General features: G+C 70.4%; 21 protein-coding genes. 8 read left to right on the top strand and 13 right to left on the bottom strand.

The window, feature by feature from the left end:
* Nucleotides 1-25: 25 nt before the first annotated feature.
* Complete coding sequence (locus MYA_RS06125; RefSeq protein WP_011884459.1) at nt 26-952, bottom strand: sugar ABC transporter substrate-binding protein; 927 nt, start codon at nt 950-952, stop codon at nt 26-28.
* Nucleotides 953-1,267: 315 nt separating this feature from the next.
* Between MYA_RS06125 and MYA_RS06120 the strand changes: the two genes are divergently transcribed.
* From MYA_RS06120 to MYA_RS32080, 5 genes are all read left to right on the top strand, one after another.
* On the top strand, nt 1,268-3,223 hold the full coding sequence (locus MYA_RS06120; RefSeq protein ID WP_011884448.1) for a bifunctional 5-dehydro-2-deoxygluconokinase/5-dehydro-2-deoxyphosphogluconate aldolase: 1,956 nt from the start codon (nt 1,268-1,270) through the stop codon (nt 3,221-3,223).
* 88 nt (nt 3,224-3,311) lie between these two features.
* Nucleotides 3,312-5,195: a 3D-(3,5/4)-trihydroxycyclohexane-1,2-dione acylhydrolase (decyclizing) gene (gene iolD / locus MYA_RS06115; RefSeq protein WP_041493812.1), complete on the top strand. Its 1,884-nt coding sequence runs from the start codon at nt 3,312-3,314 to the stop codon at nt 5,193-5,195.
* A gap of 60 nt (nt 5,196-5,255) precedes the next feature.
* Nucleotides 5,256-6,185 carry a myo-inosose-2 dehydratase gene (gene iolE, locus MYA_RS06110; protein WP_014722869.1) on the top strand — a complete coding sequence of 310 codons (930 nt, stop codon included), beginning with the start codon at nt 5,256-5,258 and terminating at the stop codon, nt 6,183-6,185.
* A 45-nt stretch (nt 6,186-6,230) separates the two neighbouring features.
* Nucleotides 6,231-7,049 (top strand): 5-deoxy-glucuronate isomerase, encoded by an 819-nt coding sequence (gene iolB, locus MYA_RS06105; RefSeq protein WP_014722868.1) that lies wholly within the window; start codon nt 6,231-6,233, stop codon nt 7,047-7,049.
* Nucleotides 7,050-7,164: 115 nt separating this feature from the next.
* Entirely contained in the window at nt 7,165-7,353 is a 189-nt protein-coding gene (locus tag MYA_RS32080; RefSeq protein WP_014722867.1) for a hypothetical protein, read from the top strand.
* Between the two features lie 47 nt (nt 7,354-7,400).
* Here MYA_RS32080 and MYA_RS06095 read toward each other — a convergent pair whose 3' ends face one another.
* From MYA_RS06095 to MYA_RS06060, 8 genes are all read right to left on the bottom strand, one after another.
* Nucleotides 7,401-8,147, bottom strand: coding sequence for a glucose 1-dehydrogenase (locus tag MYA_RS06095; RefSeq protein WP_011884441.1), 747 nt, complete (start codon nt 8,145-8,147; stop codon nt 7,401-7,403).
* Between the two features lie 207 nt (nt 8,148-8,354).
* Nucleotides 8,355-9,059 carry an ABC transporter ATP-binding protein gene (locus MYA_RS06090; RefSeq protein ID WP_014722866.1) on the bottom strand — a complete coding sequence of 235 codons (705 nt, stop codon included), beginning with the start codon at nt 9,057-9,059 and terminating at the stop codon, nt 8,355-8,357.
* Nucleotides 9,056-9,805 carry an ABC transporter ATP-binding protein gene (locus tag MYA_RS06085; RefSeq protein ID WP_011884438.1) on the bottom strand — a complete coding sequence of 250 codons (750 nt, stop codon included), beginning with the start codon at nt 9,803-9,805 and terminating at the stop codon, nt 9,056-9,058. The genes MYA_RS06090 and MYA_RS06085 overlap by 4 nt, the downstream gene beginning before the upstream one ends.
* Nucleotides 9,802-11,046, bottom strand: coding sequence for a branched-chain amino acid ABC transporter permease (locus MYA_RS06080; RefSeq protein WP_041493810.1), 1,245 nt, complete (start codon nt 11,044-11,046; stop codon nt 9,802-9,804). Before MYA_RS06080 ends, MYA_RS06085 begins: the two co-directional genes overlap by 4 nt.
* Nucleotides 11,039-11,977: a branched-chain amino acid ABC transporter permease gene (locus MYA_RS06075; protein ID WP_041493953.1), complete on the bottom strand. Its 939-nt coding sequence runs from the start codon at nt 11,975-11,977 to the stop codon at nt 11,039-11,041. The genes MYA_RS06080 and MYA_RS06075 overlap by 8 nt, the downstream gene beginning before the upstream one ends.
* Nucleotides 11,978-11,996: 19 nt before the next feature.
* Nucleotides 11,997-12,434 carry an acyl-CoA thioesterase gene (locus tag MYA_RS06070; protein WP_011884432.1) on the bottom strand — a complete coding sequence of 146 codons (438 nt, stop codon included), beginning with the start codon at nt 12,432-12,434 and terminating at the stop codon, nt 11,997-11,999.
* Nucleotides 12,435-12,531: 97 nt separating this feature from the next.
* Nucleotides 12,532-13,068: an NUDIX domain-containing protein gene (locus tag MYA_RS06065; RefSeq protein WP_011884430.1), complete on the bottom strand. Its 537-nt coding sequence runs from the start codon at nt 13,066-13,068 to the stop codon at nt 12,532-12,534.
* Nucleotides 13,069-13,195: 127 nt separating this feature from the next.
* Entirely contained in the window at nt 13,196-14,560 is a 1,365-nt protein-coding gene (locus MYA_RS06060; protein WP_041493809.1) for a YbfB/YjiJ family MFS transporter, read from the bottom strand.
* Between the two features lie 118 nt (nt 14,561-14,678).
* Between MYA_RS06060 and MYA_RS06055 the strand changes: the two genes are divergently transcribed.
* On the top strand, nt 14,679-15,593 hold the full coding sequence (locus MYA_RS06055; RefSeq protein ID WP_014722862.1) for a LysR family transcriptional regulator: 915 nt from the start codon (nt 14,679-14,681) through the stop codon (nt 15,591-15,593).
* Nucleotides 15,594-15,997: 404 nt separating this feature from the next.
* Here the strand turns inward: MYA_RS06055 and alaS are convergent, their stop codons facing one another.
* Nucleotides 15,998-18,622 carry an alanine--tRNA ligase gene (alaS, locus tag MYA_RS06050; protein ID WP_014722861.1) on the bottom strand — a complete coding sequence of 875 codons (2,625 nt, stop codon included), beginning with the start codon at nt 18,620-18,622 and terminating at the stop codon, nt 15,998-16,000.
* A gap of 237 nt (nt 18,623-18,859) precedes the next feature.
* Here alaS and MYA_RS06045 point away from each other — a divergent pair, with 237 nt between their 5' ends.
* On the top strand, nt 18,860-20,080 hold the full coding sequence (locus MYA_RS06045; protein WP_011884420.1) for a CaiB/BaiF CoA transferase family protein: 1,221 nt from the start codon (nt 18,860-18,862) through the stop codon (nt 20,078-20,080).
* A 239-nt stretch (nt 20,081-20,319) separates the two neighbouring features.
* Here the strand turns inward: MYA_RS06045 and MYA_RS06040 are convergent, their stop codons facing one another.
* Nucleotides 20,320-20,883, bottom strand: a complete 564-nt coding sequence (locus tag MYA_RS06040; RefSeq protein ID WP_014722858.1) for an RBBP9/YdeN family alpha/beta hydrolase — start codon at nt 20,881-20,883, stop codon at nt 20,320-20,322.
* A gap of 168 nt (nt 20,884-21,051) precedes the next feature.
* Nucleotides 21,052-21,261, bottom strand: coding sequence for an ornithine acetyltransferase (locus MYA_RS06035; protein ID WP_011884418.1), 210 nt, complete (start codon nt 21,259-21,261; stop codon nt 21,052-21,054).
* 252 nt (nt 21,262-21,513) lie between these two features.
* On the opposite strand from MYA_RS06035, the gene MYA_RS06030 reads away from it, so the two are divergent.
* Nucleotides 21,514-23,223, top strand: coding sequence for a glutamine--tRNA ligase/YqeY domain fusion protein (locus MYA_RS06030; protein WP_014722857.1), 1,710 nt, complete (start codon nt 21,514-21,516; stop codon nt 23,221-23,223).
* Between the two features lie 134 nt (nt 23,224-23,357).
* Here the strand turns inward: MYA_RS06030 and MYA_RS06025 are convergent, their stop codons facing one another.
* Nucleotides 23,358-23,828, bottom strand: coding sequence for an NUDIX hydrolase (locus tag MYA_RS06025; RefSeq protein ID WP_011884413.1), 471 nt, complete (start codon nt 23,826-23,828; stop codon nt 23,358-23,360).
* Between the last annotated feature and the right edge of the window lie 8 nt (nt 23,829-23,836).

Raw genomic sequence — 23,836 nt, 5'->3', positions numbered from 1 at the left:
ACGCGCAATTCAGCGGAAAAACCGGTCAGTGCTTCGCGTACTGGCTCATGTTCTCGGGGGTGACCAGCTCGAACGGCACGTTCACGAAGCGCTCGACCGGCTGCTTCTTCGCGAGCTTGAGCGCGGCGGCCACCGCCTGCGCGCCCTGCCCGGCCGCGTTCTGGTACACCGACACCTTCAGGTCGCCGCTCTTCATCGCGGCGAGCCCGTCGGGCGTCGCGTCGATGCCCGCGACGACCGTCTTCGGCGTCAGCTTGCGCGCGGCCTTCAGCGCGTTGATCGCGCCGATCGCCATCTCGTCGTTGTTCGACACGATCGCATCGAACTTCGCGCCGGAGCTCAGCCAGTTCATCGTGATGTCCTGGCCCTGCGTGCGGCTCCACTTGCCTTCGCGCTTGTCGACGATCTTCATGCCGGCGCATTCCTTCGTCGCGATCACGTCCTCGATGTCCTTGGTGCGCGCGCGCGCCGACTCGTTGGACAGCTCGCCCATCAGCACCAGGATGTCGCCCTTGCCGCCGAGCAGCTTGCACACCTGGCGCGCCTGCAGCGTGCCCGACTGCTTCTCGTCGGACGCGACCACCGCGACGCCGGCCGGCAGCTTGTCGAAGTCGACCGGCTTGCGGTTCACGTAGACGAGCGGGATCTTCGCGGCCGTCACCATCTTGGTGATCTTCGGCGTCGCGTCGGTGTCGACCGCGTTCACGATGATCGCGTCGACCTTCTGCGCGATCATGTTCTGCACCTGACTCAACTGCTTGCCGACGTCGTTGCCGCCGTCCTCGATCTGCACCGTCGCGCCGTCCTTCTTCGCCGCGTCGCTGATACTGTTGCGCAGGATCGTCAGGAACGTGTCGTCGAACGATGCCATCGTCACGCCGATCTTCTCGGCATGCGCGAGCGGCATCGCCAGGATCGCGGCGGCCGCGGCGGCCATCAGCTTGGTCTTCATGATCACTCTGTCTCCTCATCTCCGGGGGCGGAAGACGGCGCGTTGCGCGCCGCCGGGCCGAGTCCGATCTGGTCCGATCGGGACTGAAGCATCCGGATGAAACTGTAGATCACTTCGTCGCGAATTTGGAAATTTATTTCTACGTGATTTCACCTAGGGAACAGGATTTCCAAAAAGTCTAGACTCCGTTCCGTAGCCCGATTCGTTGCGGCAGGCGCGTTCGCGCCGGGCCGTGCAGGCGGCCGAGCATCGTCGCCCGATCGATCCCCCAACAGCCGGCCGCGTCGCGCGCCGGCCGCGAGCGTGATACGTGATATGAGCCCGTTGAACTTTCCGACTGACCGCCCCATCGATCTCGCCTGCCTCGGCCGCGTGGCCGTGGACCTCTACGCGCAGCAGTACGGCAGCCGCCTCGAGGACGCGCGCAGCTTCCAGATGTACCTCGGCGGCTCGTCGGGCAACGTCGCGTTCGGCGTCGCCCGCCTCGGGCTGAAGACCGCGATGATCTCGCGCGTCGGCGACGAGCAGATGGGCCGCTTCGTGCGCGAGACGCTCGAGCGCGAGGGCTGCGACACGAGCCAGCTGCAGACCGATCCGGAGCGCCTCACCGCGCTGGTGCTGCTCGGCCTGAAGGATCGCGACACGTTCCCGCTGCTGTTCGTGCGCGAGAACTGCGCGGACATGGCCGTGCGCGCCGACGAGATCGACGAGGGCTTCATCGCCCGCTGCCGCGCGCTCGCGATCACCGGCACGCATCTGTCGACGCCGGCGACCCGCGAGGCGTCGCTGACCGCGCTCGGCTACGCGCGCCGCCACGGCGTCGTGCGGATTCTCGACATCGACTATCGGCCGGTGCTGTGGGGGCTGACCGCGCGCGGCGCGGGCGAGAACCGCTACGTGCCCGACGCGCAGGTCACGCGGCAGCTGCAGCAGGTGCTCGGCGAATTCGATCTGCTGGTCGGCACCGAAGAGGAATTCCTGATCGCGGGCGGCGCGCCGGGCGACCTGATCGCGTCGCTCGAGGCCGTGCGGCGCGCGAGCGGCGCGGTGCTGGTGGTCAAGCGCGGCGCGCTCGGCTGCTGCGTGATCGACGGCGACGTTCCCGCGCGGATCGACGATGCGCCGACCTTCCACGGCGAGCGCGTCGAGGTGCTGAACGTGCTCGGCGCGGGCGATGCGTTCCTGTCCGGCTTGCTGTCCGGGCTGCTGCGCGGCCGCGACTGGGCGGAAGCCACGCGCATCGCGAACGCGTGCGGCGCGATCGTGGTGTCGCGCCACGCGTGCTCCGCCGCGATGCCGACGCCGGCCGAACTCGCGCACTGGTTCGGCGGCAGCCGCAATCCGCAGGTGGACGCCGATCGCACGCTCGCGCATCTGCATCGCGTGACGGTGCCGCGTCGCGACTGGGACGACCTGTGCGTGATGGCGTTCGACCATCGCAGCCAGTTCTACGAGCTGGCCGTGCAGGCTGGCGCGGACGAGGCGCGGATCAAGACGCTCAAGCGCCTGCTGGTACGCGCGGCCGAGCAGGTCGAGCGCGAGCGCCACATCGAGGGTCACGTCGGCGTGCTGATCGACGGCGGCGCATACGGGCGCGATGCGCTCGCGGCGGCCACCGGCCGCGGCTGGTGGGTCGGCCGCCCGGTCGAGCTGCCGGGCTCGCGGCCGCTGTGCTTCGACGACACGCGCTCGGTCGGTTCGACGCTCACGCACTGGCCGACCGAACAGGTCGTCAAGTGCCTCGTCCACTATCACCCCGACGACGACGTCGACCTGCGCGTCGCGCAGGAGCAGCGCGTCCTCGAGCTGTGGGAAGCCACGCGCGCGAGCGGCAACGAGCTGCTGCTCGAGATCATTCCGCCGCGTGCGGTGACGCCGCCCGGCACCGAGGACGACGCCGTGCTGCGCACCGTCGCGCGCTTCTACAACCTCGGCGTGATGCCCGAATGGTGGAAGCTCGCGCCGATGAGCGCCGACGGCTGGGCGCGGCTCGAGTCGCTCGTCGCCGAGCGCGACCGCTATTGCCGCGGCGCGGTGATCCTCGGGCTGAACCAGCCGCTGCAGTATCTGGTCGACAGCTTCCGCTCGGCGACCAACCCGATCGTCAAGGGCTTCATGGTCGGGCGTTCGCTGTGGGTCGACGCGTCGCTGGCGTGGCTCGCCGGCCGCATCGACGACCGCGCGCTGATCGACGAAGTCGCCGCCAATTTCGCGCAGCTCGTCGACGCGTGGCTCGGCCGCCGCGACCCCGCGCGCGCCGCCGCAGCGTGAGCGCACCGGCCGTGCGCGCGATCCCTGCACCGAGTTCAGCGACTTCACCGACTTTGCCGACTTCACCGACTCTTCCGATCGACAGACGATGACCACCACCGTGAGACTGACCGTCAGCCAGGCGCTCGTGCGCTACCTGGCCGCCCTGCAAGCCGAAGTCGTCCAGCCGGACGGCCGCACCGACGTCCTGCCGTACTGCGGCGGCGTGTTCGCGATCTTCGGGCACGGCAACGTGGCCGGGCTCGGCGAAGCGCTGCATGCCGAGAAGGACCGCCTGCCCACGCTGCGCGCGCACAACGAGCAAGGGATGGCGAACGCGGCCGTCGCGTTCGCGAAAGCGAACTTCCGGCAGCGGATGATGGCCGCGACGTCGAGCATCGGCCCCGGCGCAACCAACATGCTGACGTCGGCGGCGCTCGCGCACGTCGGCCGCCTGCCGCTGCTGCTACTGCCCGGCGACGTGTTCGTGTCGCGGCTGCCCGACCCGGTGCTGCAGCAGGTCGAAGACTTCGAACAGGGCGACGTCAGCGCGAACGACTGCTTCCGGCCGGTCACGCGCTACTTCGACCGCATCACGTCGCCCGAGCAGCTGCTCGTCGCGCTGCCGCGCGCGATCCAGGTGATGACCGACCCCGCGCAGTGCGGCCCCGTGTGCCTCGCGTTGCCGCAGGACGTGCAGACCTTCGCCTACGACTGGCCCGCAGATTTCTTCGCGCCGCCGCTGATCCGGATGCGCCGGCCGCCGGCCGACGCGCTCGAGCTCGCCGATGCGCTCGACGTGCTGAAGGCTGCGCAAAGGCCGCTGATCGTCGCCGGCGGCGGCGTGCTGTACAGCCAGGCATGGGACGCGCTGCGCACGTTCGCCGAGACGCACGGCGTGCCGGTCGCCGAATCGCAGGCCGGCAAGGGCAGCCTCGCGTGGGACCATCCGCTGAATCTCGGCGCGATCGGCGTGACGGGCTCGCCCGCCGCCAACCGCGCGGCCGCGCAGGCCGACGTGGTGTTCGCGGTCGGCACGCGCCTGCAGGACTTCACCACCGGCTCGCATGCACTGTTCGGCGACGCGACGCTGCTGAGCCTGAACGTGCAGCCGTTCGACGCGGGCAAGAAACGCGGCCGGCAGCTGATCGCCGATGCGCGCACGGGCCTCGGCCAGGTGTCGGCGGCGCTCGCGGGCTGGCGCGCCGACGCGGGCTGGACCGCCACGAACCGCGACCACGCGGCCGCGTGGAACGCGCGCGTGACCGAGCTGACCACGCACGTGCCGCAGGACACGCTGCCGTACGACGCGGAGGTGATCGGCGCGGTCCGCGATTCGGCGGCGGACGCCGGACGCGACAGCGCGCGCGACGATCTGGTCGTGTGCGCGGCCGGCACGCTGCCGGCCGAGCTGCACAAGCTGTGGCGCAGCGGCGTGCCGGGCAACTATCACATGGACTACGCGTACTCGTGCATGGGCTACGAAATCGCCGGCGGCCTCGGCGCGAAGCTCGCGCGGCCCGAGCGCGAAGTGATCGTGATCGTCGGCGACGGCTCGTACATGATGCTCAACGCGGAACTCGCGACGTCGGTGATGCTAGGCCGCAAGATCATCGTCGTGATCCTCGACAACCGCGGCTACGGCTGCATCGAGCGGCTGCAGCTGAGCTGCGGCGGCGCGAGCTTCAACAACATGCTCGACGACTGCGTGCCGGAAGGCGGCGCGCGCTCGACGATCGACTTCGCGATGCATGCGCGTGCGATGGGCGCCGAAGCCGTGCACGTGCGCGACGTGGCCGAGCTGCGCCGCGAACTGACGCGGGCGCGCGCGGCGAGGACGAGCCAGGTGCTGGTGATCGACACGACGCACGCGCGCACGACCGCCGACGGCGGCGCATGGTGGGAAGTCGCGGTGCCGCAGGTGTCCGCCCGCGACGGCGTCGAACGCGCGCACCGTATGTATCTCGACGCGAAAACCCGGCAGCGGCGCTGACGTCGCCTCGCCTGCAACGGTGAAACCCCTGTTCGACCTTCTAACCCAGGAACGCACGTGATGAGCTGGAACGTTCGCATCGGTATCAATCCCCTGTCGTGGATGAACGACGACCTGCCGTCGCTCGGCGGCGAGACGCCGCTCGAGACGGCGCTGAAGGAAGGCGCCGAGATCGGCTATGCGGGCTTCGAGCTCGGCAACAAGTTTCCGAAGACCGGCCCCGAGCTGAAGGCGAAGCTCGCGGAATTCGGCCTCGTGTGCGTGTCGGGCTGGTATTCCGGATTCCTCGCGGAAGTCGCGCCGGGCATGACCGATGCCGATGCGCTCGCCGCCGAGATCGAGCGCTGCCGCGCGCACCTGACGAAGCTGCAGCACAACGACGTGAAGGTGGTCGTCTACGGCGAATGCGCGGGCACGATCCAGGGCCGCATCGACACGCCGGTCGCGAAGCGGCCGCGCTTCGTCGACGACGAAGCGTGGCAGCGCTATGCGGCCCGGCTCGACGCGTTCGGCGCACACCTGCTCGACACCTACGGCATCAAGCTCGCGTACCACCACCATATGGGCGCGTACGTCGAATCGCCGGCCGACGTCGACCGCCTGATGGCGCTGACCGATCCAGCCAAGGTGTTCCTGCTGTTCGACACCGGCCACGCGTACTTCGGCGGCGCGGCAGATCCCGTCGCGCTGCTGAAGAAGCACGTCGCGCGCGTCGTGCACGTGCACTGCAAGGACGTGCGGCCGCAGGTCGTCACGCAGGCGCGCAACGGCGGCTGGAGCTTCCTGAACGGGGTGATCAACGGCACCTTCACGGTGCCGGGCGACGGCGCGCTCGATTACGAGGCGACGCTGCGCACGCTGCGGGACGCCGGCTACGAAGGCTGGCTGGTGGTCGAGGCCGAGCAGGATCCGGCCGTCGCGCCGAGCTATCAGTATGCGAAGAAGGGTTACGACACGCTGCGCGCGATCGTCGAACGGCTGAGCGCCTGAGCGCTCCCGTACGACGCGCACCGTCATCTGAACGAGGACCACTCCATGACGATTTCTCCCCTGCTGGTCAAGGCGTCGCCCGAGCGCGAAATCTGCAACGTGACGCCGGAGTCAGCCGGCTGGCAGCACGTCGGCTTTCGCGCGCTGCGCCTGCGCGCCGGCGACACCGAAACGCTCGACACCGGCGCGCGCGAGCTGTGCGTCGTCGTGCTGACCGGCACGGTGCGCGCCGAGGTCGACGGCCACACGTACGACGCGCTCGGCAAGCGCGACAGCGTGTTCGACGACGTGTCGCCGGACGCGCTGTACGTGCCCGGCGGCAAGACCGTCACGCTGGTCGCGACGCGCGACGCGGAAGTCGCGCTGTGCACCGCGCCGTGCGTGAGCGGCGACAAGCAGGTGCAGCGGCTCGACGGCGAACGGATGCGCCGCGCGGTGCGCGGGCAAGGCACCAACACGCGCTACGTGTGCGACATCCTGATGGGCGACAACCCGGCGGCGGACCGCCTGCTCGTCGTCGAGGTGGTCACGCCCGCGAGCCATTCGAGCAGCTACCCGCCGCACAAGCACGATCGCGACGCGGCGCCCGACGAGACCTCGCTCGAGGAAACCTATTACCACCGGATCGATCCGCCGCAAGGCTTCGCGTTCCAGCGCGTGTACACCGACGATCGCAGCCTCGACGAGGCCTGCGTGGTGGAGAACCACGACGTGGTGATGGTGCCGCGCGGCTATCACCCGGTGGTCGCGCCGCACGGCTACAACCTGTACTACCTGAACGTGATGGCCGGCCCGAGCCGCGCATGGGCGTTCAAGAACGATCCCGCGCACGAGTGGATGCTCGATGCGGCGCCGAAGCGCTGACGTGCGGAAACGTCCGAGCAGTGAATGGAACGTGGGCTGGGCGGCCCGTGACGATGGGACGCCCGGCATGCGCATGCGCATGAGCCTGCGCAGCCGGCAATGCTACGGAGCCGTCATGGCGACGCCCCGCTTTCGCCTCGCATCGCACACGTTCGACGACGATGCGTCGAGCCCGGCGCTGCCGCACTTCAATGCGGCCGTCGCGCGTCGAATCGGCGAACTCGCGCGTCGTCGAATGTTTGCGGCGGCACGTCGGCGCGACCGCGCTGGCGATGCGCGCATCACGGTGCGCGTCGACGCATAACGGCGCGAACGGCGCACGCGCACCGTTCGCGCGATCCCGCGCGCCGGTCAGTTCAACCCGCCGCTCACCACGACGTGCTCGCCGGTCATCCAGCGCGCATCGTCCGACGCGAGGAACACGGCGACCGAGGCGATGTCGTTCGGCTCGCCGAGGCGGCCGAGCGGCGTCTGGCTGAGCACCTGTGCTTCGAGATCGGAACCGGTGATGCCCGCGGCATGCGTGCCCTCGGTCACGATCATCCCCGGGTTGATCGCGTTCACGCGGATCTTGCGCGCGCCGAGTTCGAGCGCGAGCACGCCGGTGATCGCGTCGACCGCGCCCTTGGTGCCGCTGTACACGGCGCTCGCCGGCGGCGTGATGCTCGTCACGACCGAGCTGATGTTGATGATGCTCGCGCCTTCGCCGAGATGCTTGACGGCCGCCTGCGTCGTCAGCAGCAGGCCGAACACGTTGGTGTCGAACTGCCGGCGATAGTGCGCTTCGGTGATCGCTTCGATCGGCGCGAATTCGTAGACGCCGGAGTTGTTGACCAGCACGTCGAGACGGCCATAGGTCTCGATCGCGGTGTCGACGATGCGCTGCGCATCCGCGCCCTTCGACACGTCGCCGCCGACGGCGACCGCGCGCCCGCCCGCCTCGACGATCGCGCCGACGACCGCGTCGGCGCCGGCCTTGCTGCTCGCGTAGTTGACGACGACCGACGCGCCTTCGGCGGCCAGCGCCTTGGCGATTGCTGCGCCGATGCCCTTGGATGCGCCCGTGACGATTGCGACCTTGCCTGCCAGCTTGCTCATGATTTCGTTCCTCGATCGGAAGACTTCGATGGATGGGTACCGGTTACGCGCGATGCGCTGCACCGTCCTTGCTGGCAATCTTCGCGGTTTGGGCCGCCGCGATAAAGCGGCTCGACGCGAATTGACTGGCGGGGTTTGACGAACAATCGGCGCAACGCGCGTGCGCTCGGTCGGGGCTCGGTCGGGGCTCGGTGGCCCGATCGGGCATCAACCGGCGCTCAACCACGCGCTGACGACGTCGCCGCCGAGTTCGGCGAGCGCGCCGTCGTGGACGATCCGTCCGCGCCCCATCACCGCGACGCGCTGCGCGAGCCGCGGCGCGAGCTGGAGCCGCTGCTCGATCAGCAGGATCGCGACGCCGTCGGCCTGCAGCGCGGCGAGGCACGCGCCGACTTCGTCGACGGCGCGCGGCGCGAGCCCTTCGGCCGGCTCGTCGACGATCAGCACGCGCGGCCGGCCGGCGAGCGCGCGCACCAGCGCGAGCACCTGCTGCTCGCCGCCCGACAGCCGGCCGGCCTTCACGTCGGCGCGCGCGCCGAGCAGCGCAAAGCGCTCGAGCAGCGCGTCGAGCGCGGCGCGCCCGGCCGCGCCGCGCATGCCGCGCAAGCCGAGCCGCAGGTTGTCGCGCACGCTGAGCAGTGGAAACACGTCGCGACTTTCGGCCACGTACGCGACGCCGCGCCGCGCGATCTCGAACGTGCGCGCGCCCGCGGATTCGACGCCGTCGATGCGCACCGAGCCCGCGGTGCGCACGAGCCCCATCACGGCCTTCGCGAGCGTCGAGCGGCCCGAGCCGTTGCGGCCGAGCAGCGCGAGCGTCTCGCCCGCGGCGAGCGTGAGATCGACGCCGTCGAGCACGGGCTGCAGCGCATACCATGCGCGCAGGCTGCGGATGTCGAGCAGCGCGCTCATGCGCCGTCACCGAGATACGCGGCGCGCACGGCGGCATCGGCGCGGATCGCATCGGGCGCGCCGGTCGCGACCACCGCGCCGCGCACGAGCACCGTGATGCGCTCGGCGAAGCCGAACACCGCGTCCATGTCGTGCTCGATCATCAGCACCGTGCGGCCTTGCGTGGTCGCACGGATCAGCGCGAGCATCCGCGCCGCCTGGTCGCGGCTCATGCCGGCCGTCGGTTCGTCGAGCAGCAGCGTGCGCGCGCCGCTCGCGAGCGCGATGCCGAGATCGAGCGCGCGCTGCTCCGCGTAGCCGAGCTCGCCCGCACGCGTCGCGTGCCACGCATCGAGGCCGACGTCGTGCAGCACGCGCGCGGCCGCGCGATCGACGGACGGCGACTCGCGCAGCCGGTTCCACCAGCGGCGCCGCTCGGCCGGCGCGTGCAGCGCCGCGCAGCGCAGGTTGTCGAACACGCTGAGTTGCGCGAACGCGCTGGTCTGCTGAAAGCTGCGGCCGATGCCGAGCCGGCTCGCGACGACCGGGCCGCGCCCGCGCAACTCGACGCCGTGCAGCACGACGCGCCCGCGGGTCGGCCGCGTCGCGCCGGCGATCACGCCGAACAGCGTCGACTTGCCGGCGCCGTTCGGCCCGATCAGTGCGTGACGCTCGCCGCTCGGCACGCTCAGGTCGATCCCGTCGAGCACGGTCTGCGCGCCGAAGCGCTGGACGATGCCGTGCAGTGCGATCGCATCGCCGTTCATCGGCCGTCCTCGCGCGCATCGGGCGCATCGGGCACTTCGTGCGCGCGGCCCGCGAGCCGCGCGCGCCAGCCCCACAGCAGCATGCCGATGCCGGCCGCCGAAGCGGCGACGGCCCAGCCGGCCGGCGCGTCGGCGTCGATCCGCCATACGCCGAACGCGCTGCCGCCGCCGTCGTCCTGCGCGAAGCGCCAGGCGTAACCGAGCTCGGCCGCGCAGACGATCGCGATCGCCCAGAACGCGCCCGCGCCGACGCCGCACAGCATGCGCCAGCGCTCGACGGCCGGCGCGCCGCGGCGCCACGCGTGCGCGCAGGCCTGCGCGACGCCCGCGATCCCGCGCGGCGCGGCGACCACGACCGCGACGAACAGCACGCCGAGATACAGCGCCCACGCGCGCGACACGCCGGCGACGACCACGCTGAGCGCGGTCAGAACCACCGCGCCGAGCGCCGGCCCGAAGAACGTGCCGGTGCCGCCGATCACCGCGGCGATCAGCACGGTCGCGGAGCGCGCCATCGACACGCTGTCGGGCGTCGCGATCTCGACGTCGATCAGCGTCAGCGTGCCGGCGACGCCCGCGAAGAACGAGGCGCAGGTGACCATCGCGAGCCGCACGTGGCGCGGCTCGGTGCCGAGCGCGGCGACGCGCGCCGGGTTGTCGCGCACCGCGTTCGCGAGGCGCGCGAGCGGCGTGCGCGTCAGCGCGTACATCGCCAGCGCCGAGCCGATGCACCATGCGGCGATCAGCGCGTATGCGTGCGTCGGCGCGCCGAATTGCCAGCCGCCCCACGGCGTGCCGCCCGCGCGGTCGATCGGCACGCCGCCGACGCCGCCGAACCATGCGGGCACGCTCCACGCGGCCGCCGCGACGCACTCGCCGATGCCGAGCGTGATCATCGCGAACACGGTGCCCGCGCGACGCGTCGCGAGCAGGCCGGCGACGCAGCCGAACGCCGCGCCGGCCACGCCGCCGACGAGCGGCAGCAGCGGCAGCGGAGCGCCCACCCGATTGAACCAGTGCGCGGCGGCGAACGCGCCGACGCCGGCGACGGCCGCATGGCCGAACGACAGCAGCCCGGTCGTGCCGAGCTGCAGGTTGTACGACAGCGCGAGCACGACGAGCGCGGCCGTCTGCGCGAGATAGCCGAGTACCGCGCCCTGCGGCCACAGCCATGCCGGCAGCACCGCGCATGCGACGAACAGCGTCCAGCGCAGCGCGCCGTTCGGCATGCGGCTAGCCATCGACACGCTCGCCGAACAGCCCGCGCGGCCGCACGGCCAGCACCGCGACGAGCAGCAGGTACGGGACCAGCGGCGCGAGTTGCGCGAGCGACACGGCCGCGACGCCATCGGGCAGCGCGACGCCGGCCCAGTGCGCGAGATCGCGCAGCGACGTGTCGCTGGACGCCGCGCAGGTCTGCGCGAACCCGACCGCGAGCGACGCGACGAACGCGCCGCCGAGCGAGCCGAGCCCGCCGATCACGACGATCGCGAACACCACCGAGCCGACGGTCTCGGCCAGCGCCGGCTCGATCACCGCGAGCGGCGCGCCGATCACGCCCGCGAGCGCGGCGAGCGCGGTGCCCGCGCCGAACAGGCCGGTCATCACGCGCGGCACGTCGTAGCCGAGCGCCTCGACGGCCGCACGATGGGTGAGCGCGGCGCGCACGACGAGGCCGATGCGCGACGCGCGCAGCAGGACGCCGAGCGCGATCAGCATCGCGGCGGACATCGCCATCATGAACAGCCGGTAGCGCGGCAGCGCGACGCCGAACGCGCTCACCGGCGCGCCGTCGAGCAGCGGCGGCACCGGCGCCGGCAGCGGCGCGAGGCCCCACAGCAGCTTCGCGGCCTCGCCGATCAGATACGCGAGGCCGAAGGTCAGCAGCAGCTCGCTCGTGTGGCCGCCACGCGCCTGCACGCGGTGCAGCAGCCAGCGCTCGCAGCCGGCGCCGAGCAGCCCGACCCCGAGCGGCGCGAGCACGAGCGCCGGCCAGAAGCCCACGCGCGCCGCGATGCTGTAGCCGACGTACGCGCCGAGCATGTAGAAGCTCGCATGCGCGAAATTGAGCACGCCCTGCACGCTGAAGATCAGCGTGAGGCCGGCCGACAGCATGAACAGCAGCAAGCCGTAGCTGAGGCCGTTGAATGCCTCGAGCGCGAACGCGTACAACGCCGTCACCGCGTGCCGGTCAGCGGGCGAGCGGTTCGAGCGCCGCGCGCAGCGCGTCGGGCAGCGGCACCGGGCGGCGTGTCGCGCGATCGACGTACACGTGCACGAAATGCCCCTGCGCGGCCGGCGCCGCCTCTCCGGCCGCGAACAGCCCGATCTCGTAGCGCACGCTCGACGTGCCGAGCTTCGCGACCCGCAAGCCGGCATCGACCGACTGCGGAAACACGAGCGGCGCGAAGTAGTTGCACTGCGTCTCGACCACGAGGCCGATCGTCTGCCCGTGCTCGACGTCGAGCACGCCGGCGCGGATCAGGTATTCGTTCACGACGGTGTCGAAGTAGCTGTAGTAGACGACGTTGTTCACGTGGCCGTAGACGTCGTTGTCCATCCAGCGGGTCGTGATCGGCAGGAAGTGGCGATAGGCGTCGCGCGAACGCGCTTGCGGCTTGTCGGACATGGCGGTGATGGTCAGAGGGAGGATGACGTGGCGACGCGCGCGTGCGGCACGGCGCGATGCGACGCGGCGGAGCATGGACGGGCGGCGGCGCGGCCCGTCACTGGCCTGCCCGCTCGACGAATTCGAAGTCGAGGCCGCGCGCGCGCATCCAGTCGGCCAGCGCGTAGCCGGTGCCGGCGCGCCACGGGCGCAGCAGCGGCGGATCGACGAGCCGGTATTCGAGCAGCTCCGGCGACAGCGCGACGGTGCCCGACGCGCGCACGTGGTACGCGATGATCAGTTCGTTCTTGCGCATGAATTCATAGACGCCGACGAGCGTGACCTGCTCGGCCTTCAGCGCCGTTTCCTCGAACACTTCGCGCGCGATGCCGTCCTCGGGCGTTTCGCCGTTCTCGAGGAAGCCGGTGATCAGCGCGAACATCCCTTCCGGCCAGGCCGCGTTGCGCGCGAGCAGGATCTTGCCGTCGAGCTCGACGATCGCGGCCACGACCGGCAGCGGATTGTTCCAGTGCACGTAGCCGCAGGTGTCGTCGGGGCACGCGCGGCGCACGCGGCCGCCTTCATGGGCGGGATCGGCGCGGTCGGTCAGCGGACGCGCGCATTGCGGGCAAAAACGGTAATCGGCGGTGGTCATCGATCGGGAGTTGGGCGGACGCCGGCGCGGCCTGACGGCCGCATCGCGCGCCCGCTCGGCGCGGGAAAGGCTTCATTCTAGCGAGTTTGCCCGCGCCGCAGAGGGTGCGACGGCGAGCGTGCGGCGCTCATGCGCGCGGGCGTGCGCCGCGGGCCGCGAAGCCGGCGGCGCCGGCCAGCAGCGCGCCGGCCGCGCCCCACAACGCCGGCGAAAACGACCCGAACCGCGCGGTGAGCGGCGCCGCGACGAGCGGCCCGAGGATCTGGCCGACGCCGTACGACGCGGTCGCATAGCCCATCAGTCCGGCCGCGCGCTCGCCGTGCAGGCGCCGCGCCTCGCGCATCGCGAACAGCGTGATCGCGGTGAACGGCAGGCCGAGCAGCACGCTGCCGATCGAGAAGCCGGCGGCGTTCGGCCACACGATGCCCGCCGCGATCCCGAGCGCCTGCGTCGTGCAGCCGGCGGCGAGCAGCAGGCGGTTGTCCCAGTGGCCGGGCAGCCGCGCGGCGGCGATCGCGCCGACGATCAGCGCAGCACCGAACATCGGCCAGAACAGGTCGGGCCACGGCGAGCCGGCCGGCAGCGCGGCGCGCGCGATCACGGGCAGGAACGTCGCGGTGATGATGTAGCCGAAGCCCGGCATCCCGTACAGCGCGACGAGCCATGCGGCGTCGGCGCGACGGCGGCGTGCGTCGGGCGGCGCGGTGAGGGCTGGCGCGGTGGTGGCTGGCGCGGTGGTGGCCGGCGCGGCGGTGGCTGGCGCGGTAGGGGCCGGCGCGGCGGTGGCTGGCACTGCGGCAGGCGTCACCGCGGCGGCCGGCGTGTGCGCGGCCGGCACCGCCGACGCGGCTGGGGCTGGGGCTACCGCCGCGGCTGGGGCCACCGGTGCCGGCGCGCGGCCGAACGTGCGCCAGATCGCCGCCGACAGCAGCGCCGACAGCGCCGCGAACCCCAGCCAGCCCGGCGCCGCGCGGTGGCCGGCAAGTGCCCCGCCGATCAGCCCCGTCAGCACGATGCCGACGCCGGGTCCCGCATAGATCACCCCGCTCCACTCGGGCGCGTGCAGTTCGGCGAGCCGCCGCAAGCCCCATTGCGACACGAACACGAAGGTCCAAGCGCTGACCACGCCGGCGACGAAACGCACCGCGAGCCACGCGGGCAGCAGGTGGCCGACGCCCATCGCGGCGGTCAGCAGCACGGTGGCCGCCAGCCCGAACCGGACCATGCGCGCGGGCGTGACGGGCAGCGCCGCGCAGCTGAGCGCGCCGACGAAATACCCGGCGTAGTTCGCCGACGCGAGCCAGCTGCCGGCCCGCAGGCCGATCGAGCCGTCGGCGAGCATCAGCGGCAGCAGCGGCGTGAACGCGAAGCGCCCGACGCCGAGCGCGACCGCGAGCCCGACCATGCAAGCGAGCGCGGCCGTGCGCGCGCGGCGGTCGGCATCGGCTGACGGGCGGGCACGGGCGGCGGTGTGAGCATCGGAACGGGACATGGCGGCGGCGGCCGGCGCGCGCCGGCCGGAACAGGAATCGGACGAGCTTCATCGTAGCTTGACCGACCCTTCTCGAAAAATGAATAATCGAGAATCCACCTATCTCCCGGAGAGAACCATGGACCTGGCCGCGCTGGCGATTTTCCGCGCCGTCGTGCGCGAGAACGGCGTGACGCGTGCGGCGGCGAAGCTCAATCGCGTGCAGTCGAACGTGACGACGCGCATCAAGCAGCTCGAGGAGGAACTGGGCGCGGCGCTGTTCGTGCGCGACGGCCGCCGGCTCGTGCTGACGCCGGCCGGCCACACGCTGCTGCCGTACGCGGAGCGGCTGCTCGCGCTGGCCGACGAGGCGCGCGACGCGGTGCGCGAAGATACGCCGCGCGGGCGGCTGCGGCTCGGCACGATGGAGAGCACGGCCGCGAGCCGGCTGCCGGCCGTGCTGGCGCGCTACCACCATGCGTGGCCGGCCGTGTCGCTGGAGCTCGTCACCGGCACGAGCGGCTGGCTGATCGACAAGGTGCGCGACTTCGAGATCGACGCCGCGCTGTTCGCGCGGCCACCGGCGCCGGACACGCTGCCAGACACGTTCGAGACGGTGCCGATCTATCGCGAGGACCTCGTGCTGCTGACGCCGCGCGGCCATCCGCCGGTGCGCACGCCGCGCGACGTGATGCTGCCGACGCTGGTCGCGTTCGAGCGCGGCTGCACGTACCGGAAATACGTCGAGCAATGGTACGCGGCGCAGGGGATGAAGCCGGCGCGCGTGCTCGAGCTCGGGTCGTATCATGCGATCGTCGCGTGCGTCGCGGCCGGCGCGGGCGTCGCGGTCGCACCGCACTCGGTGCTCGAGCTGCAGCCGCATACCGACAACGTCGCGGCCCATACGATCGTCGAATTCGAAGGCATCGACACGCTGCTCGCATGGCGGCACGGGTACGCGTCGGCCGCGCTCGCCGCGCTGCGCGATGCGCTCGCGGAGGGCGCGCGTCGGCCGGTCGATGCGGGGGCTGCGGCGGTGGCTGTGCCGGTCTGAGGCGGGGAAGCGGCGGGCGGCCTTCGCAGGCCTAGGCTGGGCTTGGCCGAATCGAATCAAGTCGAGTCGAGCAGAGCCGGCCGGACGGACGGAATCGAATCGAGCCGGCACGAGCCGAACCACCGGACCTGATCGGATTGAGCCGAATCGCGGCGCGCCGGGGCGAGCCGAATCGAGCGAGCCGAGCCGAATCGCGCCGGGCCGAATCGAACCGGGCCTCACCGAGCCCTACCGGGCCTAGCCAAACCCAACCGGCCGCCGCCCAGCCGAACCCCACCTCACCGCCCCCACCCCACCGCAAAAAACAAAGCGACCCGTCCGGCCAACGCCGAACGGGTCGCTTTCCCCAAGACGCGCGACGCGGTCAGCGAGACCGCATCGCGCCGTCGGCAACGATCAAGCGATCAAAGACGCGCTTCGATCCAGCCCTTCACGCCCGCGAGCGCGCCCGGCAGGTTCGCCGGTTCCGTGCCGCCCGCCTGCGCCATGTCGGGGCGGCCGCCGCCCTTGCCGCCGACCTGCTGCGCGACGAAGTTCACGAGCTCGCCGGCCTTGACCTTCTTGCTCGCCTCGGGCGTGACGCCCGCGATCAGGCTGACCTTGCCGCCTTCGACGGCCGCCAGCACGATCGCCGCGCTCTTCAGCTTGTCCTTGAGCTTGTCGACCGTCTCGCGCAGCGTCTTCGCGTCCGCGCCGTCGAGCGTCGCCGCCAGCACGAACACGCCGCCCACTTCGACGGCCTGCTGCGCGAGCTCGTCGCCCTGGCTCGACGCGAGCTTCGACTTCAGCGCGCCGAGCTCCTTCTCGAGCGACTTCACCTGCTCCTGCACCTGCGCGATGCGCTGCGTGAGCTCCGACGGCTGCGCCTTCAGCGCGGCCGCGGCTTCGTTCACGCGCGCATCGAGTTCCTGCACGTAGCGCACCGCGTTGTCGCCGGTGATCGCCTCGACGCGGCGGATGCCGGCCGCGACGCCGCCTTCGACGACGATCTTGAACAGCCCGATGTCGCCGGTGCGCTGCACGTGCGTGCCGCCGCACAGCTCGCGCGAGAAGCCGAGGTCGAGCACGCGCACTTCGTCGCCGTACTTCTCGCCGAACAGCGCCATCGCGCCGCCCTTCACCGCTTCGTCGTACGGCATTACGCGCACGATGCCCGGCGCGTTGGCCAGGATTTCGTCGTTGACGATCTGCTCGACGCGACGGATTTCGTCGTCGGTCAGCGGCGCGTTGTGCGCGAAGTCGAAGCGCGTCTTGTCCGCATCGACGAGCGAACCCTTCTGCTGCACGTGCGCGCCGAGCACTTCGCGCAGCGCCTTGTGCATCAGGTGGGTCGCCGAGTGGTTGCGCTGCGTGCGGGCGCGGCGCTGTGCGTCGATCTCCGCGCGCAGCACGTCGCCGACCTTCAGCGTGCCCTGCTCGAGCGTGCCGTGGTGGCCGATCACGTCGGCCTGCACCTTCAGCGTGTCGGCCACCGCGAAGCGCGTCGCGGCGTTCGCGAGCACGCCCTGGTCGCCGACCTGGCCGCCCGATTCCGCGTAGAACGGCGTGTGGTCGAGCACGACGACCGCATCCTGGCCGGCCTTCACTTCGCCGACCGACGACCCTTCGACGTACAGCGCGACGACCTTCGCGTCGTCGAACGCGATTTCCTCGTAGCCGTGGAAGGTGGTCTTCGCGCCCGTGTATTCGAGGCCCTGCGTGGCCTTGAACTTGCCGGCCGCGCGCGCCTGCTCGCGCTGACGCGCCATCGCGTCGTCGAACGCCGGCTCGTCGACCGTCATGCCGCGCTCGCGGCACACGTCGGCGGTCAAATCGAGCGGGAAGCCGTAGGTGTCGTGCAGCTTGAACGCGAGTTCGCCGTCGAGCACCTTGCCGCCCTTCGCCTCGACGTCGGCGAGCGCCGCCTCGAGGATCGACATCCCGTGCTCGATCGTTTCGAAGAAGCGCTCCTCTTCCTGGCGCAGCACGTCGGTCACGCGCTGCTCGGCTTCCTTGAGCTCCGGATACGCGGCGCCCATCTCGGCGACCAGATCGGCCACCAGCTTGTGGAAGAACGCGCCCTTGCGGCCGAGCTTGTAGCCGTGGCGGATCGCGCGGCGCACGATCCGGCGCAGCACGTAGCCGCGGCCTTCGTTGCCGGGGATCACGCCGTCGACGATCAGGAACGAGCACGCGCGGATGTGATCGGCGATCACCTTCAGCGAGTTGTTGTTCAGATCGGCGGTCTCGGTCACGCGCGCGGCGGCCTTGATCAGGTTCTGGAACAGGTCGATTTCATAGTTGCTGTGCACGTGCTGCAGCACCGCGGCGAGACGCTCGAGGCCCATGCCGGTGTCGACCGACTGCTTCGGCAGGCGCGTCATGTTGCCCTGCGCGTCGCGGTTGAACTGCATGAACACGAGGTTCCAGATCTCGATGTAGCGGTCGCCGTCTTCCTCGGGCGATCCCGGCGGGCCGCCCCAGACGTCCGGGCCGTGGTCGTAGAAGATCTCGGTGCACGGGCCGCACGGGCCGGTGTCGCCCATCGTCCAGAAGTTGTCCGACGCGTAACGCGCGCCCTTGTTGTCGCCGATGCGGATGATGCGCTCGGCCGGCACGCCGACTTCCTTCGCCCAGATGTCGTACGCCTCGTCGTCTTCCTGATAGACGGTCACCCACAGCTTGTCCTTCGGCAGCTGGTAGACGGTCGTCAGCAGCTCCCACGCGAAGCGGATCGCGTCGTGCTTGAAGTAGTCGCCGAACGAGAAGTTGCCGAGCATCTCGAAGAACGTGTGGTGGCGCGCCGTGTAGCCGACGTTCTCGAGGTCGTTGTGCTTGCCGCCGGCGCGCACGCTGCGCTGCGCGGTGGTCGCGCGCGTGTACGGGCGCTGATCGGTGCCGAGGAACACGTCCTTGAACTGGACCATGCCCGAGTTGGTGAACATCAGCGTGGGGTCGTTACCGGGCACGAGGCTCGACGAGCGGACGATCGTATGGCCCTTCGATTCGAAGAATTTGAGGAATTTCTCGCGGATTTCGGCAGCTTTCATGGCGTGCGGGGAATGTCTGGCTAAGACGGCTTCAAGCGCCGGCCGTCCTCGCGGACGCACGGCGGGCGAATATCGTAAACGGTCGATTATACGATAGAGACCGGCGGCCGCAGACGGCAGCGGCCCGCCTCGCCGGACGACCGGAATGGGCCACCGGCCGGGACGATTCGCCTTAAGATGCTCGGCATGCCAATCCTTCGCCGGCCGCGGCGAGCCATGACAGGAGACGAATCGACGATGGGTGCCCTGAGCCATATCCGCGTGCTGGACCTCACCCGCGTGCTCGCGGGCCCGTGGTGCGCGCAGACGCTTGCCGACTTCGGTGCGGACGTGATCAAGGTCGAGCGCCCCGGCGCCGGCGACGACACGCGCCACTGGGGGCCGCCGTACCTGAAGGACGCGAACGGCGCCGACACCGCCGAGGCCGCGTACTATCTCGCGGCGAACCGCAACAAGCGCTCGGTGACGGTCGACATCGCGACGCCGGAAGGCCAGCAGATCGTGCGCGAGCTCGCCGCGCAAAGCGACGTCGTGCTGGAGAACTACAAGGTCGGGCAGTTGAAGAAGTACGGGCTCGACTACGAATCGCTGCGCGCGGTGAAGCCCGACCTGGTCTACTGCTCGGTCACCGGCTTCGGCCAGACGGGCCCGTACGCGCATCGCGCGGGCTACGACTTCATCGTGCAGGGGATCGGCGGCTTCATGAGCATCACCGGCGAGCGCGACAGCGAGCCGGGCGGCGGCCCGCAGAAGGCCGGCGTCGCGATCGCCGATCTGGCCACCGGCCTCTATGCGACGATCGCGGTGCTCGCCGCGCTCGCGCACCGCGACCGCACGGGCGAAGGCCAGCACATCGACATGGCGCTGCTCGACGTGCAGGTCGCGCTGCTCGCGAACATGAACACCAACTTCCTCGCGAGCGGCAAGCCGCCGGTGCGCTGGGGCAACGCGCATCCGAACATCGTGCCGTACCAGACGTTCCAGACGAGCGACGGCTGGATCATCGTCGCGGTCGGCAACGACGGGCAGTTCCGCAAGTTCGTCGAGGCCGGCGGCCGGCCGGAGCTCGCGCTCGACGAGCGGTTCGCGACCAACCCGTCGCGCGTGCGCCATCGCGACACGCTGGTGCCGATCCTCGCGGAGATGGTGAAGACGCGCGGCAAGACCGACTGGATCGCCGCGCTCGAAGCGGCCGGCGTGCCGTGCGGGCCGATCAACGAACTCGACGAAGTGTTCGCCAACGAGCAGGTGGTCGCGCGCGGGATGCAGGTGTCGCTGCCGCACCCGTGCGGCGCCGACGTGAAGCTGGTGCGCAATCCGATCCGGATGAGCGCGACGCCGCCCGACGCGCGTACGGCCCCGCCGCTGCTCGGCGCGCAGACCGAAGACGTGCTGCGCGACATGCTCGGCTACGACGACTCGCGGATCGCGGCGTTGCGCGCAAAGCAGGCGATTTGACTATGTATGTCGCGGACGCGGCGCGGCGCTCGCAGTGTCAGCGGCGCGCGGGAGCCGACCGGTCCGTCGCAACCTGTGTCGCATGGCGAGCGCCGGCCAAGCCGTCGCAGCGTCAAGGACATGGCGAGCGCCAGCTCATCCGTTGCGGTGCGAGCGGCGCGTAGTGTTCCCCAGCCGATGATCCGCCGTTCGCGCCCGGCCGGCGCGACGGGCGGCACCCAGCACTCGGCACGCACGCGTCAGCCGCGTTCCGCCCCACCGCCCAGCGCGTCGAGCCAGCGGCGCCCGTCAGGCCAGTCGCCGAGCCCGCTGTCCGCATTGATATGACCACGCGGGCCGAGATCGTGGAACACACTGCCCCACGCCTGCGCACAACCGCGTGCGAATGAAATCGAGCCGTACGGATCGTCGCTGCTCGCGACCACGCGGGTCGGAAACGGCAGCCGTTCGTGCGGCACCGGCCCGAAGCCGTGCGCGTCGGCCGGAAATGCGGGCCCGGCCGGATCGGGCAACGCGACCAGCAGCGCGCCGCGCACCTTCGCCAACGCGGCTGGCCGCGCATAGCGGGTGGCCCACCAGGCCGTGGTCAACGTGCCGAGGCTGTGCGCGGCAATCGTCACCGGGCCGCGCGCGGCGTCGATCGCACGGTCGAGCGCGAGACACCAGCCGTTACGGAATGCGTGGTTCCAGTCGGGCATCGCCACGCGCACGAAGCGCGCGTCGGCCCGCTCCCAGCGGCTTTGCCAATGCAGTGGGCCGGAGTTGGCGTAGCCCGGCAGCACGAACACGAGTGAATCGCTCATGAAGGTTTCGTCGACGAATGAAATCGTTATGTGAGGCCGACGAAGTGTCGCACATCCGCTCCTCCCTGATTGCTGCCTGTCGAATTGCGGAATGGATACGCGGGAAACCGGTGCGTCGCGTGCCGCGCGCGCCGTCACGAGCGGCCGGCACTCATGCGCCGGCTTCGCTCAACGCACGCCGGCGCCGACCAGGCCGCCGGCCGCCGCGCCTGCGACCGTGCCGATCGGGCCGCCGGTAATGAGATAACCGAGCGCGCCGCCCGCGGCCGCGCCGATGCCGGCGTTGCGCTGCGTGTGCGTCATCGCGCATGCGCCGAGTTGGGACAGGGCCGCGACGATCACGGCGGTACGAACGAGAAAAGTGGTCTGCTTCATCATGATTGTTGGCTTCCTTTCGCCGGCAAATAATACGAATGGCGGCGTCGAATCGGTAAAGCCATCATAGAAACAGCCGAACACGCGCGGCAAACCGATTTACCTCGTGTTACAGCCGACACACTATCGAGATACTGGGTTGCGCGGCGCGCACCGGCGCGGGCGCCGCCGCAACCCGCGCGGGACGGACCCCGGTCAGGTAGAATTGCAGGATTAAACCGGCGCGACGCGCCGACACAACCTGACGCCAACCGCATGAGCACCGAACGTAACGACGCCCCCGCGGCTTCCAATTTCATCCGCAACATCATCGACGACGACAACCGCACCGGCAAATGGGGCGGCCGCGTCGAGACGCGCTTCCCGCCCGAGCCGAACGGCTATCTGCACATCGGCCATGCGAAGAGCATCTGCCTGAACTTCAGCGTCGCACGCGACTACGGCGGCGTGTGCCACCTGCGCTTCGACGACACGAACCCGGAAAAGGAAAGCGTCGAATACGTCGACTCGATCGTCGACGCGGTGCGCTGGCTCGGCTTCGACTGGCGCAAGGACGCGGTCGATCATCAGTATTTCGCGAGCGACTACTACGACAAGCTCTACGAGTTCGCCGAGCTGCTGATCCAGCGCGGCAAGGCGTACGTCGACAGCCAGAGCGCGGACGAAATGCGCGCGAACCGCGGCTCGCTGACCGAAGGCGGCAAGCCGTCGCCGTATCGCGACCGTTCGCCCCAGGAAAACCTCGACCTGTTCCGCCGGATGAAGGCCGGCGAGTTCAAGGAAGGCGAGCACGTGCTGCGCGCGAAGATCGACATGGCGTCGCCGAACATGAACATGCGCGACCCGGTGATCTACCGGATCCGCTACGCGCACCACTATCGCACCGGCGACGCATGGTGCGTGTATCCGATGTACGACTACACGCACTGCATCTCGGATGCGCTCGAAGGCATCACGCATTCGCTGTGCACGCTCGAATTCGAGGATCACCGTCCGCTGTACGACTGGGTGCTCAACGAGCTCGCCGAAGCCGGCGTGTTCACGCGGCCGCTGCCGCAACAGATCGAATTCTCGCGGCTGAACCTCACGTACGCGATCACCAGCAAGCGCAAGCTGCTGCAACTGGTGACCGAAGGCCACGTCGAAGGCTGGGACGACCCGCGCATGCCGACCATCGTCGGGATTCGTCGGCGCGGCTTCACGCCGGAGAGCATCCAGCTGTTCTGCGAGCGGATCGGCGTGACGAAGGTCGACTCGTGGATCGACATGAGCGTGTTCGAAGGCGCGCTGCGCGACGACCTCGACGACAAGGCGGCGCGTACGGTCGGCGTGCTCGATCCGCTGAAGCTCGTGATCGACAACTATCCGGAAGACCTCGAGGAAGCCTGCACGGCGCCCGTGCATCCGCATCATCCGGATCGCGGCGTGCGCACGTTCCCGATCTCGCGCGAGCTGTGGATCGAGCGTGACGACTTCGCCGAAGCTCCGCCGAAGGGCTATTTCCGGCTGTTCCCGGGCAACAAGGTGCGCCTGCGCTACGGCTACGTGGTCGAATGCACGGGTTTCGACAAGGACGCCGACGGCAACGTGACGGCCGTGCACTGCAACTACTTCCCGGACAGCAAGTCGGGCACCGACGGCGCGAACAACTACAAGGTCAAGGGCAACATCCACTGGGTCAGCGCGAAGCACGCGCAGCCGGCCGAAGTGCGGATCTACGACCGGTTGTTCAAGGAGCCGCACCCGGACGCAGGCGGCGCGAACTTCCTCGACGCGCTCAACCCGAATTCGAAGAAGGTCACGCAGGCCTACGTCGAACCGGGCGCCGGCGACGTCGCGCCGGAAACGCGCCTGCAGTTCGAGCGCCACGGCTATTTCGTCGCCGATCGCATCGACTCGAAGCCGGGCAAGCCGGTGTTCAACCGCATCGTCGGGCTGCGCGACAGCTGGGGCAAGCCGGCCTGACGGGCCGTTGCGCGCGCGGGCCGGTGGCCTGCGGCGCACATCGCGCGATCGCCGCGACGCATGTCGCACGATCGAAAAAAAACGGCCTTCGGGCCGTTTTTTCATTGCCTGCACACAAGGCCGCGCCGCCGGGGTCACCCGCCCGCGAGCCGGCGCTGCACATCCGCGAGCGGCAACGCCGTGTGAAACAGCCGCGCGAGGCTACGGCTCGCATACGCGTCGATTTCGTCGGGCGCGGTCCACCGGTACGCGTCCATCTCGGGAATCAGCGAGCCGTCGCGACGGCTCGGGAACAGCGACGTGCACGTGCAGCGCGCGGGATCGATCTCGTCGTCCGCGACCTGCACCGCGAACAGATGCAGATCCTTGTCGTGGCGATAGGCGAAGCGGCCGAGATCGACGAGCCGCGCCGCCGCCAGTTCGACGCCGGTTTCCTCGCGCAGCTCACGCAGCGCCGCATCGGCCGGCGTCTCGCCGGGCTCGCCCTGCCCTTTCGGGATGTCCCAGTGCGTGGTGTCCGTCGCATGCGCAAGGAACACGCGGCCCGCCGTATCGAGGATCACGACGCCGCACGACACCGTGCGCGTCGCGCCGCCGCGCGTCATTGCGCGTG

Origin of the sequence: Burkholderia sp. KJ006 (genome assembly GCF_000262695.1) — a bacterium.
Classification (GTDB): Bacteria; Pseudomonadota; Gammaproteobacteria; order Burkholderiales; family Burkholderiaceae; genus Burkholderia; species Burkholderia vietnamiensis.
Note: the sequence above shows the minus strand (reverse complement) of the source record. Positions and strands in the feature narration are given on the sequence as shown.